We start from the raw sequence: 14,350 nt of genomic DNA on the forward strand, positions 1-14,350 counted from the left end.
TTATAAATAATAATATATTGGTTGGCAGCTTATGATTTTAATAAGAGTATGGGTAAGGACCGGACCGGCTACGCGTGGCCCGCCGCACTCCTCGCGGGAGCCGCCGCCGCAGTGGCCGCGTACCGCCTGCGCCGCCGCCGCTCCCGCCAGGACGCGGACACGGCCCCCACCGGCGGATGACCGCGCAGCGGACCCCCCCGCGGCTGCGCCGGGGCAGCCGCCGCCGAGCTGGGGGCCGCCCGAGAGGGAGGCAGCTCTTCAAGGGGGCAAGACCGGAGTTCGTACCGGCTGTCCGGCCACCCTGTCGGGGTGGCGCACGCATACTCCGCCAGGGCGGCGGTGCCGAGTTTCGAGGGCGGTTCAGCCCCCGCAGGTCCGGGCCGTGCCCCAACGGAGGAACCGCGGGCCGGGGTCGTCGTCGCTGTCGACGACCGCGACCGCGTAGCGGGCATAGGGCCACCCGGTGCGGCTGCGTGCTTCGGCGCGGAGCGCGTCGCAGGCCACACCGGCGGCGGTGGCCGCCCATTCCTCACGCGTCGCCGGGCTCCATTCGGGCTTCGTCGCCCACACGTACATCACGCGCTCGTCCGGGGCGAATCCGATGCTGGTGTTCGCGTCATCGATGTACCGGGGGTCGTACACCGGACGGGAGTCACCGTTCCACTGGCCGAAGAGCCGGTGGACCGTCTCGGTGGCCATGCGGACCTCTTCACGGTCGGTACTGGGGATCCGTGCGGCCGCCAGGCCCGCTCGCGTGGGCTGCAGGCCGCCCGCATCGCCGGCGCCGTCCCCGGCGGTGCCGGGTTCGGGCCGAGGAGCGGCCTGCGCTGCCTCGTTGCCGTCGACCGGTGTCGGCCGCGGGGGCTCGGTGCCCGTCGGGGTCGGCGGCGCGCCGGTGGCGGGCGTGGCCGTGGCCGGGGAGGCGGCGGTAGTGGCGGACGGGGAACCCGTGCCGTCGGCCAGGAAGGCGAGGCCCCCGCCCACCAGCCCGCCGATGACCGCCCCGGTGACCAGCGTGGCGGCGATGCGCGTGCCGACGCGGGAGGGCGGTGGCCAGGACGGATCGAACGGCGCCGGTACGGACCACTGCGCCCCGAAGGGACTCCCGATGACGGTAGGCGCCGTATCCCGGCGCACGACCTCGGTGGGCCGGGCGGCCAAGAGGCCGGCGCAGGCGTCCGCGGTCGCGCGTGCGGTGGGGCGGGCGGCCGGGTCCTTGGCGAGGGCGCTCATCACGATCCCGCGGAGCTCCACGGACAGGCCGGCGAGGTCCGGTTCGGCGGACATGACGCGGTAGGCGACCACGTCCGGAGCGCCGGTGCCGAACGGAGCTCGGCCGGTGGCGGCGTACACGACGAGCATGCCCCAGGCGAACACGTCGCCCGCGGGGCCCGTGGCGCCGGTGCGGTAGTGCTCCGGACTGATCCAGCCGGGCGTACCGGTCATGACGCCGCTCCGGGTCACGGAGGTGCCGTCGGCGGCATGGGCGATGCCGAAGTCGAGCATCCGGGGCCCGGAGGGGGTGAGGATAACGTTCTGCGGTGTGACGTCCCGGTGGACGACCCCCGCAGCGTGGATGGCGGCGAGAGCCTCGGCGGTGCCCGCCGCGAAGGCGCACAACGTGCCGCCGGTGAGGGGGCCGTGGGCGGCGAGGTGGCGGTCGAGGGTCAGGCCGGCGGCGTAGGCGGTGGCCAGCCATGGTGCGGGGGCCTCGGGGTCGGCCGCGAGCAGGGGTATGAGGCACGGTCCCTGGACCCGGGCGGACAGCTGGACCTCGCGGCGGAAGCGGGCACGGAACTCCGGGTTCTCGGCCAGCGAGGCGTGGATGACCTTCACCGCGACGCGCTGCCCCGCCGGGTCGAGGGCGGCGTGGACGGTGCCCATGCCGCCGGAGCCGAGGCGGCCGATGATGCGATAGGGGCCGACCCGCCGGGGGTCGCCGGGGCGGGCTGGCTGCACCCGCCCGTCGGAGCGAGCCATGGTCACGGAACGTCCGTTCCCCTTCTGTGACTGGGACGCGACGGGGCCGGGTGGCGCCCCAGGTCGGCCGGAGGCGTCCAGGCGGGCCTGGAAGGAGGATCGTAACCGGTGGCCGGCGTCCGCGGGGTCGTCCTCCGAGAGAGGCGCGTGCGGCGGGGCGGGGTGGCACGGGGTGCCCGGCGGTGGGGGGGACCGTAGCGTGGGAGGGGGGCGGTCGTGGTTGTGGAGGGAGGCCCATGCGTCGACGCCGATATCCGCCGATCGGGGACCACGGGCTGATCGGGGACCTGCGGACGGCCGCGCTGGTCTCGTCCCAGGGGGTGATCGACTGGTTCTGCGCGCCGCGTTTCGATGCGCCCAGTCTCTTCGCCTCCCTGCTCGACCACGAGCGCGGCGGGTACTTCGCCGTCGCCGCCGAGGGGCGTGGCGCCGTCACCCGGCAGCTGTACCTGGCCGACACCGCCGTCCTCGTCACCCGGTTCATGACCGAGGAAGGGGTCGGCGAGGTCGTCGACTTCATGCCGCTGGGGGAGGCCGAGGCGCCCCCCGACCGGCACCGGATCATCCGCATCCTGCGCGTCACCCGGGGCACCGTCCGGTTCGCGATCGAGTGCCGGCCCGCGTTCGACTACGGGCGCGCGGGCCACGCTCTGACGGTGGAAGGGGACACCGCCCGGTTCGGCGGACCGGACGTCTCGGCGTTCCTCCAGGTCGGCGGAGCGGTGCGGATACGGAAGGACGGGACGGGCGTACGGGGGGAGGTCGAGCTGGAACAGGACGGGCTCGCCGCGGCCGTGCTGACGGTCTGCCACGACCCGGCCGCCGCACCCCCGGAGCCGATGACCGCCCCCGAACTCCGCCGCGCGTTCCGGTCCACGTACGACCACTGGCACCGCTGGCTCGGCCGCAGCCGCTACCGGGGGCGCTGGCAGCAGATGGTCCACCGGTCGGCGATCACCCTCAAGCTCATGACGTACGCACCCACCGGCGCCCCCGTCGCCGCCGTCACCATGGGCCTGCCCGAACGGATCGGCGGGGAGCGGAACTGGGACTACCGCTACACCTGGGTGCGCGACGCGTCGCTGTCGGTGAAGGCCCTGATCGACCTGGGCCTGGAGGACGAGGCCGAGGCGTTCCGGCGCTGGCTCGGGGCCCGCGTCCACCAGGGCGGGACGGTCACCGGGGAGCCCCTGCAGATCATGTACCGGGTCGACGGCGACCCGCACCTGGCCGAGGAGGTGCTCGCCCACCTGGAGGGCTACCGGGGGTCCGCACCCGTGCGCCTCGGCAACGGCGCGGCCGAGCAGCTCCAGCTCGACATCTACGGCGAGGCCGTCTACGCCCTCACCCACGCCGCCGACGTGGCCCAGCTGGCCGGGTACGACGGCTGGCGCAACCTCAGCGACCTCCTCGACTGGCTGGCCCGCTCCTGGGACCGCCCCGACGAGGGCATCTGGGAGACCCGGGGCGGCCGCCGCGACTTCACCTACAGCCGGCTGATGTGCTGGACGGCCTTCGACCGGGGCATCCGGCTGGCCGCCGAACTGGCCCGCCCCGCCGACGTGGCCGCCTGGACCGCCGCACGCGACGCCGTCTTCCACCAGATCATGGAACGGGGCTGGAGTGAGCGCCGCGGCGCGTTCGTCCAGCACTTCGACGGTGACGTGCTCGACGCCTCCCTCCTGCTGATGCCCTCCGTCGGCTTCCTCTCCCCGAAGGACCGCCGCTGGCTGTCGACCCTCGACGCGATCGAGGCGGGGCTGGTCTCCGACAGCCTGGTGCACCGGTACGACCCGGGGGAGTCCCCGGACGGACTGCGCGGCGAGGAGGGCACTTTCTCCCTGTGCACCTTCCTGTACGTCGGCGCCCTCGCCCGCGCGGGACGGCTGGACACGGCCCGGTACGCCTTCGACAAGATGCTCACGTACGCCAACCACGTAGGGCTGTTCGCCGAGGAGATCGGGCCCACGGGGGAGCAACTGGGCAACTTCCCGCAGGCCTTCACCCACCTGGCGCTCATCGCCGCGGCGCTCGCGCTCGACGAGGAGCTCGACCGGTCGGGCGGCTGAGCGGAGCCCGGCCGGGGCACCCTGTCGCGCAGTGCGTCCGTTCCCCTACAGTGCGTGATGCCCGTACCGGCCCAAAAACGCATGGACCGTACGGGCGCCCTTGCGGAACACTGCGGAACCTTGCCTGACGGTCCGACACAGCAGGGTTGGTACGGGAATGCCAGAACCATCCACACATCCGCCGAGCAGGGGCTCGGTGGTCCTCGCCCTTCGTCACTACGGCCGGGAGCTCGCCCGCCTCAAACGCTGGACCGCCCCGGCGATGCTGCTCCCGGCGCTGGGCAACACCGGCATCAACTACGTGGCGCCGCTGATCGTCGCCAAACTCGTCGGCCGGATCTCCGACGGCGGCCTCACCCGAACGGGTGCCATGCTCCCGTACGTCGCCGGATTCGCCGCGGTCCTCCTCCTCTCCGAGGGGATGTGGCGCCTCGGACTGCACTGCCTCAACCGCGTCGACGCCCTCGGCGTCGAGCGCCTGTACGTGATCGGCCTGGATGAACTCTTCGCCAAGGACGCCGCGTTCTTCCACGACAACTTCGCCGGCTCGCTCACCAAACGGGTCCTGAGCTTCGCCTCCCGCTTCGAGGAGTTCGTCGACGCCCTGACCTTCAACGTCGTCGGGCGGCTCGTGCCCCTGGTGTTCGGGTCCGTGGTGCTCTGGCACTACGACCCGCTGCTCGTCGTCGGGCTGCTCGTGATGATCGTGGTGACGGCGGTGGGCGTGGCGCCCCTGATCCGGCGCCGCCAGGCCCTCGTCGACCAGCGGGAGGAGGCCATCGCCCGGGTGTCCGGCCACGTCGCCGACAGCCTGATGAACATGGACACGGTGCGCGCGTTCGCCGCCGAAGGACGCGAGGCCGCCGAACACCGGTCACGGGTCGCGGAGTCGCGCCGCCTCATGCTCCGCTCCTGGGACTACGGCAACCTGCGCATCGACACCGTGGTCGCCCCCATGTCCGTACTGACCAACGCGCTCGGCCTGTTCCTCGCCGTCGCGCTCGTCGGGAGCGGACACGGGGTGGAGGCGGTCGTCGTCGCCTTCAGCTACTACAGCAACGCGACCCGGATCATGTTCGAGTTCAACCAGATCTACCGCCGCCTGGAGAGCTCGATGACGGAGGCCGCCCAGTTCACCGAACTGCTCCTGACCCCGCCGAAGGTGCTCGACCCGGCGCGCCCGGAACCGCTCGGAGCGGGGGCCGCCGACGTCTCCTTCGAAGGGGTGCGCTTCACCCACGCGGGCGGCTCAGAGCCGCTCTTCGGCGGCCTCGACCTGGCCGTCGCCGCCGGGTCGAAGATCGGCCTGGTCGGCCGCTCCGGCGGCGGCAAGACGACGCTCACCCGGCTGCTGCTGCGGATGACGGACATCGACGCCGGCCGGATCCTCATCGGCGGCCAGGACATCAGCCGGATCTCCCAGACCGACCTGCGCGGCCTGATCGCCTACGTACCGCAGGACCCGGCCATGTTCCACCGCACCCTGCGCGAGAACATCGCCTTCGCCCGCCCGGACGCCACCGACGCCGAGATCCGCCGCGCGGCCGAGGCGGCGCACGTCACCGAGTTCGCCGACGCCCTCCCCGACGGCTTCGACACCATGGTCGGCGAACGGGGGGTGAAGCTCTCCGGCGGACAGCGCCAGCGGGTCGCCCTCGCCCGGGCGATCCTGCGCGACGCGCCCGTCCTGTTGCTCGACGAGGCCACCAGCGCCCTGGACTCCGAGAGCGAGATCCTGGTCCAGGACGCGCTGTGGCGGCTGATGGAGGGGCGGACGGCGCTCGTGGTGGCGCACCGGCTCAGCACGGTCGCCACCATGGACCGGCTCGTCGTCCTCGACCGCGGACGCATCGTCGAGCAGGGCACGCACCACGAGCTGCTCGCCGCCGACGGGGCGTACGCCAAGCTGTGGCGGCACCAGTCCGGCGGCTTCCTCGACGACGCCCCGGCACGGGCCGACCTGGTCTAGGCCGTCCGGCCCGCGGGTCCGGTGCGGCGGGTCGAAGGGGTGTCGCACCGGACCCGCGGGCCCGCGCGCGTCCCCGTGGGCCGGTGGAAGGGGTATGCATGCATAGGGCGCCGGGACCGGGGCAGGCGCAGGAAGCGCGGGAAGGGTGATGCCGCATGGTGATGCCGGGAACGGAAGACGAACGCTTCAGCGTCGCGGTGAGGACGGTGGACGGGGCGGTCCTCCTCACGCTCGGCGGCGAGCTGGACCACGACACGGCCGAACCCCTCCGGCAGGCCCTGGACGCCGCGGCCGTCCGCGGCGGACGGCTGGTGGTGGACATGTCGGGGCTGCGCTTCTGCGATTCCACCGGCCTGAACGCGCTCCTGCACGGCCGGATCGCCCTTCACGAGGCCGGCGGCTCCCTGGAGCTGGCCGGCCTCGGCGGGCCGGTCGCCCGGATGTTCCGGATCACGGGGGCGGACGGGGTCTTCCCGGTCCACGAGGACGTGGAACAGGCGCTGGGCGCGTAGCCCGGCCGGGCGAGGAGCGAAGGGAGAGGGGGAGCGGGGCCATGGAACAGCGCAGGCCGGCCCGCCGGAACTGGCTCCTGGTCCTCGACGGGCTCGCGGACCCCGTCTCGCGCAGCCGCGACTTCACCCACCGCGCCCTGACCGCCTGGCACTGGCTGCCCGCCGCCACCGCGGAGGGGAGGCAGGCGGCCGAGGACGTCGTGCTGCTGGTGTCGGAGGTGGTGGCCAACGCCTGTCTGCACGGGGGAGGGGCGGGGGCGCTGGTGCTGGACTGCACGCCGGAGCGGCTGCGGATCGAGGTCACGGACATCAATCCGGCACCGCCCGTCCCCGCCGGCTCCGGCGGCGGTCGGCGCCGGTCGGCCGGGGCCGGGTGGCCGGGCGGGTACGGGCTGCTGATCGTGGACCGCCTGGCCCGGGAGTGGGGCTCACGCCCGGGGGCGGCCGGCAAGTGCGTCTGGCTGGAGGTGCCCTGTCCGCCCGGGACCCGGTGTCCGCCCGCGGGGAGGGACCGGGCGGGGTTCAGCGGAGGGAGTCCAGCGCGGCGATGACCTCGGCGGTGGAACTGACCCGGCCGATGCGCGGAAAGATCTTCTCGAAGGTGTGGGTGTGCGCGTCGGGGTCCAGGTCGGCGGTGGCGTCCTCGGCGAAGACCAGCCGGTAGCTGTGCTCCCACGCGGTGCGGGCGGTGGACTCGACCCCGATGCTCGTCGAGATGCCGGCCAGCACGATGCGGTGGACGCCGCGCCGGCGCAGCTGGAGGTCCAGCTCGGTGCCGGTGAAGGCGCCCCAGTGGCGCTTGGTGACGGTGACGTCGCCCAGGGCCGCCAGTTCGGCCGGGATCTCGGAGAACGAGGGCGGCGGGGCGGTGGCGGGTCCCGGACGGTCGACCTCCGTGGTGGGCAGGTCTCCGCCGTCGGGCGACCAGGCGACGTTGACCAGGACCACCGGCAGCTTGTGCGCGCGGAAGGCCTCGGCGAGGGCGATGCCCTTGGCGAGGACCTCGTCGGCGGGGCGGGCGGTGGGCAACGCGAGGATGCCCCGCTGGAGGTCGATCAGGACCAGCGCGGTGCCGGGGTCGAGGTTCAGGGCGGAAGCGGTCATATGGGCGGGCTCCTCGTGGCGTCGTCGTGCGGGTGCCGGCCCAGTCTGCCGGGTCCCGGCCGCGGCGGTGGCAGCGTTTCGGCCCGGATTCGGCCAGACATGACAAGATCGTCAGAAACGATCTTCCGTGGCCGCCGGGCCCGACATACTGGCGCTGTGAAGACCGAAGACGAGACCGTTCAGATCGGTACCGACGGCTGTACGGGCCTGATCACCCTCAACCGCCCCGAGGCGCTCAACGCCCTCACCCACCCCATGGTCCTGCGGATCACGGAAGCCCTGACGGCCTGGGAGCACGACCCCGCCGTCCGGCAGGTGCTGCTCCGCGGGGCCGGTGAGCGGGGCCTGTGCGCCGGCGGTGACATCCGGGCCATCCACGCCGACGCGAAGGCCGGCACCACCGCTTCCCTCGCCTTCTGGCGGGACGAGTACCGGCTGAACGCCCGCATCGCCCGCTACCCCATGCCGTACGTGGCCCTCATAGACGGGATCGTGATGGGTGGCGGGGTCGGCCTGTCGGCCCACGGCGACGTCCGGATCGTCACCGAGCGCTCCCGGGTCGCCATGCCGGAGACCGGCATCGGCTTCGTCCCCGACGTCGGCGGAACGCACCTCCTCTCGCGCGCCCCCGGGGAACTCGGCACGCACCTGGCCCTGACGGGCACTGCGGTCGGCGCGGGCGACGCCGTCCTGTGCGGGCTCGCCGACCACTACCTCCCGTCGGACTGGCTGGACGAGTTCACCCGCGAGCTCATGGCCGCCCCCGTGGCCGAGGTGCTGGAGAAGTTCCGCGGGGCCACCGCCCCCGAGGCGCCGCTGGCCGCCGAGCGGGAGTGGATCGACCACTGCTACGCCGCCGACACCGTCGAGGAGATCCACCAGCGGCTGCTGGCCACGGGTCTGCCCGCCGCGCGCGAGGCCTCGCAGACCCTGCACGCCAAGTCCCCGACCTCGCTGAAGGTCACCCTCGCCGCCCTGCGCCGGGCCCGCGCGCTGGACTCCCTGGAGCGGGTGCTGGAGCAGGAGTACCGGGTCTCCAGCGCCGCGCTGTCCGCCCCCGACCTCGTCGAGGGCATCCGCGCCCAGGTGATCGACAAGGACCGCCGGCCGCGCTGGTCGCCGGCGGCCCTCGTCCAGGTCCGCCCGGCGACGGTGGACCGCTTCTTCGCCCCGCTCGGCGAGGGCGCTGAACTGACCTTCCCGTAGGGGGGTCAGCTCCGGTCGAGCCGGGTCGCCAGGCCGTCGAGGACCCGCTGGAGTCCGTAGTCGAAGTTCTCCTCGCGCAGCCGCGCCGGGTCCCTGCCCTTCCAGGGCGCGGCGTGGTCCTGCGTCAGCGGGTGCTCCTCCAGGGCCTGCTGGGAGGCCGGCGCCAGGGATTCCAGCCATTCGGTCTCGCTCTTGCCGCTGCGGGCGAGGAGGGAGAGGTAGGAGGCCTCGCTGGTCGCCGCGCCGAGCACGTAGGACATGACGGCCTTCATCGCGAGGTCCGCCTCGTCCTTCGGGAACCCGGCCGCCAGGGCCATCGCCAGCATCCGCTCCGACATGCGCATCAGGTTCGGCCCCAGGTGCGCCAGTCCCACCTGGCCGAGGACGGACGCCACCCAGGGGTGGCGCAGGACCATGCCGCGCAGGCTGTGCCCGCTGTGGGCCAGGGCCTCGCGCCAGCCGTCCGGGCCGGTGGTGTCGGGCAGTTCGAGCTCGCCGTAGACCTCGTCCACCACCAGTTCGATGAGCTCGTCCTTGTTGGCCACGTGCCGGTAGAGGGAGGTGGCCGCCGTGCCCATCTCGGAGCCCAGCTTGCGCATGCTCAGCGCCTCGATGCCTTCGGCGTCCAGCAGCCGCACGGCGGCCGCGACGATCTGTTCCCGGCTGAGCGCGGGCTGCTCCTTCTGTCGGCGGGGGCGGGTCCACACGGAGGGGACGGGCACGGAACTCTGCTGCTCTGAGGAGGACATGCCGCCAGCCTACCGCGCTGCGCACGCTGTACGCATCATGCGTACAGGCGGATGGCGAGTCGGTCGGATCCGTTCGGGAAACCCCCTCCGGCCCGCCCGGTGGCACCCCTCGGGAGGCGCTGTGCGGGGGCGTCCGCGGGTGCGCGGCAGGGGCGCGGGGCAGGCGGCCGGAAAGGTCCCCGGCGGCGTGCAGACGGCCGTACAGGGCCTCCGCGTCAGGCCTCTGACCTGCGGTGACGTGGTCGAACTCGATAGAATCCCCCCTCGGGAAAGGGGAGTTCATGGACCGGAACATACGCTCGGTGGAAGACGTGCTCATCCTGCTGGACGGACTGTTCGCGCCGGGGGCGGACCGCTGGACGGCCGACGGCGCGCAGTGGTGGGACGGCTTCTACGCGGACCGCGACAAGCCGGTGCCCTTCTTCGTGGCGAAACCCGACGAGAACCTCGTCTCCTGGCTCGACCGCGGCCTGATCACCCCCGGCCGCGCCCTCGACCTGGGCTGCGGCCCGGGCCGCAACGCCCTCCACCTCGCCTCCCTGGGCTTCGAGGTGGACGCCGTCGACCTGTCCCCGACGGCCCTCGCCTGGGCCGGGGAGCGCGCCCGGGAGGCGGGCGCCGACATCCGCTTCCACCACGGCGACGCCTTCGCCCTCGCCGCCTCCGGTGAACTCGGCGGACCGTACGACCTGGTCTACGACTCCGGCTGCTTCCACCACCTGCCACCGCACCGCCGCGTCAGCCACCTCGCCCTCCTCGAACGCGTCCTCGCCCCCGGCGGCCACCTCGGCCTCACCTGCTTCGCGTCGGGTGCGATGGGCTCCGAACTCCCCGACGCCGAGCACTACCGGCGCGGCGGCCTCGGCGGTGGGCTCGCCTACACCGCCGAGTCCCTGCGCTGGATCTTCTCCGGCCTGGAGGAGAGGGAGCTGCGCCGCATGCGCGCCGAAACCGAGGGCTCCCCGCACTTCGGTGAGGACTTCCTCTGGACGGCCCTCTTCCGCCGCCCCGCCCCGGCGCCCGCCGCCCGCTGACGGCACACCCCTGTACAACCCGGCCTCCGGGCCGCACTGTTGGCCGCGAACCGACCGTACGGACCGGGAGAGCCGGCTTGTCACCCGACCGCAGACCCGACACCACCGCCGACGCCCACGTCATCGACCCCGCCGGCGGCTGCCCGCACGCCCTCAACGCCCGGCTGCGCGCGCCGGCGGAGCCGTGGCCGGGGTGGTCCTGCCCGGCGGGGTGCCCGGAGCCGTCGTCCTCGGACACGAGGCGCTGAAGGAGTTCCTCGCCCACCCCGACGTGGCCAAGGACTCCCGGCACTTCCCCGGACTGCACGACGGGAGCGTTCCCGCCGACTGGCCGCTGCGGGTCTTCGCCAACGCCCAGGGCATGCACACCGCCGACGGCACCGACCACCGCCGTCTGCGCTCCCTCGTCGGCAACGCCTTCACCGCCCGTCAGGTGGAACGGCTGCGCCCGCGCGTCGAGGAGCTGACCGGGGAACTCCTCGACGGCCTCGCCCGGGCCGCCGAGGAGTCCGCCGACGGCGTCGCCGACCTGCGCACCCACTTCGCCCTGCCGCTCCCCATGGCCGTCATATGCGAGCTGCTCGGGATGGACCCCGAGCACCGGGGCCGCCTGCACGCCCTCTCCCACACCGTTATCATCTCCACCGACATCCCCCGGCCGAGGTCATGGCCGCCGTAAAACAGCGTCGAGGCGCTCCCCGTCCGGCTCGGGAAGCCGGTGCAGCGGCTACGCCGGGCCGGCGGGAGCGGAGAGCTCCGTGCTCAGCCAGCCCAGCGCGTCCGGGTACATCCCCGTCCACGTCTGGAAGTTGTGGCCCCCGGCCGGGCGGACCAGCGTCTTCACCCGGACCCCGCCGGCCTGCGCCGCCCGGCTGAAGGCGGCCAGCTGCTGCGGCGGGCTGTCCCGGTCCTGGGCGGAGGTGGCCAGGAACAGCCCGACGTCCGCGCCCTTGGCGTGGCCGACCAGCCACATCGGGCTGTTGTGCTCCCGCAGCACCGGATCGGGCAGCACCTGCGGATCCCCGGTCAGCGGGTCCGGGTCCAGGGCCGCGCCCGCACGGAACACCTTCGGGTACTGGAGTGGCAGCTTCGCCGCGCAGAACGCCCCCGTCGAGACGCCCATCAGTCCCCACCCGTCCGGCTCCGGCAGGGTGCGGAAGTTCTTCCGCACCAGGTCCGGTACGTCCTGCGCCAGCCAGGTGGCGATCTTGCGCTGCGGGGTGTCGGTGCAATCGGTGTTCACCCCGCCGGGGTACAGCTCCGGGATCACCAGGATGAACGGGTGCGCCGCGCCCAGGCGCACCAGCTGCTCCAGCGCGTCCGGCATGGACCCCAGCTCCATCCAGGAACGCGGGGTGCCCGGATACCCGTGCAGCAGCGTCAGCACCGGGAATCGGGTCTTCTGCGCGCCGGGGGCGTCGTACTCGGGCGGGGTCCACACGACCACCTGGCCGGCCAGCTTCGAGTGGCTGCCCCGGAAGTACGTGCTCCGCGTGCCGTTCTCCCCCGGGGTGAAGCGGGCCCGGCCGGGCGGGGGCCCGGTCATCGCCGAGGCGTTCGCGCCGGTGCCGGTGCCCAGCAGGTCGTCCCAGGAGGCGTAGAGCCCGTAGCCGTCGTTGATCCAGGCGGCCACCACGCCGATGGCCGTCAGCTGGCACACCCCGATCATCAGCACCCGGGCCACCCACCGCAGCACGGCCGGACCGGGCACCCGGTTCCACAGCAGCAGCGCCAGGAGCATGGCCAGCGCGGTGACGGCGATCAGCGTGACGAGGAACGACGTACTGGTCAGCTCCACGGCCTGGGCTCCTGAACGGGTATGGGGTGGTATACGCGGTATACCACCACAATGTACGGTCCCGGAGCCCCTACGCGTGCACGCTCACCGTGACCGAGTGCCAGCCCGTCGCCCCGTCGGGCAGGGTGCCCCGGCGCTCCTGCGGCTGGACGTCGCCCCGCCCGTCGGTCGCGCGGACCTCCAGGGTGTGCTCCCCGGGGGCCGCCTCCCACGGCCACATCCACTGGCGCCAGGCGTCGGCCCCGTCCGACGCGCCGAGCCGGGCCTCGTGCCAGAGCCCGCCGTCGGCCCGTACCTCCACCCGGGCGATCCCCCGGTGCTGCGCCCACGCCACCCCGGCCACCGCCACCCGTCCCGCCGCGAGCCTCGCGGAGGGGCGCGGGGTGTCGATCCGCGACTGCGTCTTGACGGGGGCCTGCTGCGCCCAGGAGCGGCGCACCCAGTAGGCGTCGTACGCGGCGAACGTGGTCAGCCGCAGCTCGGTCAGCCACTTGCAGGCGGACACGTACCCGTACAGGCCCGGTACGACCATCCGGACCGGGAAGCCGTGCGCGAAGGGCAGGGGCCGGCCGTTCATCCCCACCGCCAGCAGCGCGTCCCGGCCGTCCATCACCGTCTCGACGGGCGTGCCGATCGTCATCCCGTCCACCGAACGCGCCACGAGCTGGTCGGCCGGCCCGCCCCGGGACGGCGGCCGCACCCCGGCCTCGCGCAGCAGGTCGGCCAGGCGCACGCCGAGCCAGCGGGCGTTTCCCACGTACGGGCCGCCGACCTCGTTGGAGACGCAGCACAGGGTGATGTCGTGCTCGGTCAGCGGCCGGGCGAGCAGCTCCGGCAGGGTCAGGGTCAGCGGCCGGGAGACCCCGTCGCCGTGCAGGGTCAGGCGCCAGGCCCCGGCGTCGACGCGGGGGACGACGAGGGCGGTGTCGACCCGGTAGAAGTCCGCGGCGGGGGTGAGGAACGGGCCCACGCCGGGCACGTGCAGGTCCGCGCCGGCGGGCACCGGCGGCGCGGGCACGGCCGGGGCCGGGAGGACCAGCCCGGCCCGGGAGGCGGTGGCTCCGGCCGAGCCGTGGGCGCCGAGGCGCCGGCCGGCGTATCCGGCGACGGCCGAGGCGGCGACGGTGGCCGTCAGGAGGCGGCCGAAGCCGCGCCGGTCCATCGGCCACGTCCCCGCGGGCCGGCCCTGGGCGGGACGGGGCCGCCGTACGGCCGTGACGAGCAGGTACAGCACCCCGGCGGCCACCGCCGAGCCGACCAGGGACGGCAGGGCGTCCTTCCACCCGGCCCCGGGGCGGCTGAGTGCGGCCGCCGCCCCGAGCAGCCCCACCGCCGCGGCGGCCGCGCAGCCCGGGCGCGGGTGCCGTACGGCGAGGATCCCGGCGCAGGCGGCGAGCACGGCGAGGACGGCGGCGATGCCGAGGGTCAGGACCAGCTTGTCGGACGTGCCGAAGGAGCGGACGGCCCACTCCTTGACCGCGGTGGGCGTACGGTCCACGACGGCCCCGCCCACCGCGGCGAGCGGGGAGGCCTCCGGCCGGACGAAGGCGGCCGTGAGCTCGGCCGCCGCCAGGCCCGCGAAGGCGGCGGCCAGTCCGGCGGCCGCGCCGGCCGCCGTCCGGCCCCCGCGGTGTGCGGGGTCCGCCCGTACGGATGCCATGACCCACCTCCACGCCGGCGGCAACCGACCCCGTAGCGCCCCGGACACGCCCGCGGCGGCGGCCTCTCCCGTCAACATAGCCCCGCGGGCCCCTGCGCCGCCTGTCCTCCCGGTACCGCTGCGCGGAGCCGGTCCCCGCCCCGCCCCTTCACCGTTTCCGCCCCTCGACCGCCGGGCGCGGCTCCATGCACGGCGCTACCGCGCCCGCGCCTCACACGCCGGCGGGGCTGGGCATGCGCTGCGCGCATCCCGGCCGCGCGGCGCAGCGG

General features: G+C 74.1%; 13 protein-coding genes. 8 read left to right on the forward strand and 5 right to left on the reverse strand.

The window, feature by feature from the left end; genetic code table 11:
* The first annotated feature begins 48 nt into the window (after window positions 1-48).
* Window positions 49-180: a hypothetical protein gene (locus tag WDV06_RS27285; RefSeq protein ID WP_395512443.1), complete on the forward strand. Its 132-nt coding sequence runs from the start codon at window positions 49-51 to the stop codon at window positions 178-180.
* A gap of 180 nt (window positions 181-360) precedes the next feature.
* On the opposite strand, the gene WDV06_RS27290 is transcribed toward WDV06_RS27285, so the two are convergent.
* A complete protein-coding gene (locus WDV06_RS27290) occupies window positions 361-1,980 on the reverse strand; it encodes a serine/threonine-protein kinase (RefSeq protein ID WP_395512444.1) in 1,620 nt (539 codons plus the stop codon).
* A 236-nt stretch (window positions 1,981-2,216) separates the two neighbouring features.
* On the opposite strand from WDV06_RS27290, the gene WDV06_RS27295 reads away from it, so the two are divergent.
* From WDV06_RS27295 to WDV06_RS27310, 4 genes are all read left to right on the forward strand, one after another.
* A complete protein-coding gene (locus WDV06_RS27295) occupies window positions 2,217-4,049 on the forward strand; it encodes a glycoside hydrolase family 15 protein (protein WP_395512445.1) in 1,833 nt (610 codons plus the stop codon).
* 157 nt (window positions 4,050-4,206) lie between these two features.
* Window positions 4,207-6,018, forward strand: a complete 1,812-nt coding sequence (locus WDV06_RS27300; RefSeq protein WP_395512446.1) for an ABC transporter ATP-binding protein — start codon at window positions 4,207-4,209, stop codon at window positions 6,016-6,018.
* A gap of 155 nt (window positions 6,019-6,173) precedes the next feature.
* Complete coding sequence (locus WDV06_RS27305) at window positions 6,174-6,530, forward strand: STAS domain-containing protein (RefSeq protein WP_395512447.1); 357 nt, start codon at window positions 6,174-6,176, stop codon at window positions 6,528-6,530.
* Window positions 6,531-6,571: 41 nt separating this feature from the next.
* Entirely contained in the window at window positions 6,572-7,081 is a 510-nt protein-coding gene (locus WDV06_RS27310) for an ATP-binding protein (RefSeq protein WP_395512448.1), read from the forward strand.
* Here WDV06_RS27310 and WDV06_RS27315 read toward each other — a convergent pair.
* Complete coding sequence (locus WDV06_RS27315) at window positions 7,053-7,634, reverse strand: hydrolase (protein ID WP_395512449.1); 582 nt, start codon at window positions 7,632-7,634, stop codon at window positions 7,053-7,055. The two genes, WDV06_RS27310 and WDV06_RS27315, sit on opposite strands and share 29 nt — an antisense overlap.
* A gap of 156 nt (window positions 7,635-7,790) precedes the next feature.
* Between WDV06_RS27315 and WDV06_RS27320 the strand changes: the two genes are divergently transcribed.
* Complete coding sequence (locus WDV06_RS27320; protein WP_395512450.1) at window positions 7,791-8,840, forward strand: enoyl-CoA hydratase/isomerase family protein; 1,050 nt, start codon at window positions 7,791-7,793, stop codon at window positions 8,838-8,840.
* A 5-nt stretch (window positions 8,841-8,845) separates the two neighbouring features.
* On the opposite strand, the gene WDV06_RS27325 is transcribed toward WDV06_RS27320, so the two are convergent.
* Window positions 8,846-9,589 carry a TetR/AcrR family transcriptional regulator gene (locus WDV06_RS27325; RefSeq protein WP_395512451.1) on the reverse strand — a complete coding sequence of 248 codons (744 nt, stop codon included), beginning with the start codon at window positions 9,587-9,589 and terminating at the stop codon, window positions 8,846-8,848.
* A gap of 281 nt (window positions 9,590-9,870) precedes the next feature.
* Between WDV06_RS27325 and WDV06_RS27330 the strand changes: the two genes are divergently transcribed.
* Window positions 9,871-10,623 carry a class I SAM-dependent methyltransferase gene (locus WDV06_RS27330; protein WP_395512452.1) on the forward strand — a complete coding sequence of 251 codons (753 nt, stop codon included), beginning with the start codon at window positions 9,871-9,873 and terminating at the stop codon, window positions 10,621-10,623.
* Between the two features lie 184 nt (window positions 10,624-10,807).
* Window positions 10,808-11,302 carry a cytochrome P450 family protein gene (locus WDV06_RS27335; protein WP_395512453.1) on the forward strand — a complete coding sequence of 165 codons (495 nt, stop codon included), beginning with the start codon at window positions 10,808-10,810 and terminating at the stop codon, window positions 11,300-11,302.
* Between the two features lie 48 nt (window positions 11,303-11,350).
* On the opposite strand, the gene WDV06_RS27340 is transcribed toward WDV06_RS27335, so the two are convergent.
* Window positions 11,351-12,421 carry an alpha/beta hydrolase gene (locus WDV06_RS27340; protein ID WP_395512454.1) on the reverse strand — a complete coding sequence of 357 codons (1,071 nt, stop codon included), beginning with the start codon at window positions 12,419-12,421 and terminating at the stop codon, window positions 11,351-11,353.
* Window positions 12,422-12,491: 70 nt separating this feature from the next.
* Window positions 12,492-14,081 (reverse strand): molybdopterin-dependent oxidoreductase, encoded by a 1,590-nt coding sequence (locus WDV06_RS27345; protein WP_395512455.1) that lies wholly within the window; start codon window positions 14,079-14,081, stop codon window positions 12,492-12,494.
* Window positions 14,082-14,350 lie beyond the last annotated feature (269 nt).

It is taken from the genome of Streptomyces racemochromogenes (assembly GCF_044129415.1).
In the GTDB taxonomy this organism is placed as follows: domain Bacteria; phylum Actinomycetota; class Actinomycetes; order Streptomycetales; family Streptomycetaceae; genus Streptomyces; species Streptomyces racemochromogenes_A.

Bases quoted from the DNA above. Each gene is read 5' to 3' on its own strand.
- WDV06_RS27345 (WP_395512455.1), bottom strand. From the start codon at position 14,081: ATGGCATCCGTACGGGCGGACCCCGCACACCGCGGGGGCCGGACGGCG.
- WDV06_RS27285 (WP_395512443.1), top strand. From the start codon at position 49: ATGGGTAAGGACCGGACCGGCTACGCGTGGCCCGCCGCACTCCTCGCG.
- WDV06_RS27325 (WP_395512451.1), bottom strand. From the start codon at position 9,589: ATGTCCTCCTCAGAGCAGCAGAGTTCCGTGCCCGTCCCCTCCGTGTGG.
- WDV06_RS27330 (WP_395512452.1), top strand. From the start codon at position 9,871: ATGGACCGGAACATACGCTCGGTGGAAGACGTGCTCATCCTGCTGGAC.
- WDV06_RS27305 (WP_395512447.1), top strand. From the start codon at position 6,174: ATGGTGATGCCGGGAACGGAAGACGAACGCTTCAGCGTCGCGGTGAGG.
- WDV06_RS27300 (WP_395512446.1), top strand. From the start codon at position 4,207: ATGCCAGAACCATCCACACATCCGCCGAGCAGGGGCTCGGTGGTCCTC.
- WDV06_RS27315 (WP_395512449.1), bottom strand. From the start codon at position 7,634: ATGACCGCTTCCGCCCTGAACCTCGACCCCGGCACCGCGCTGGTCCTG.
- WDV06_RS27310 (WP_395512448.1), top strand. From the start codon at position 6,572: ATGGAACAGCGCAGGCCGGCCCGCCGGAACTGGCTCCTGGTCCTCGAC.
- WDV06_RS27295 (WP_395512445.1), top strand. From the start codon at position 2,217: ATGCGTCGACGCCGATATCCGCCGATCGGGGACCACGGGCTGATCGGG.
- WDV06_RS27290 (WP_395512444.1), bottom strand. From the start codon at position 1,980: ATGGCTCGCTCCGACGGGCGGGTGCAGCCAGCCCGCCCCGGCGACCCC.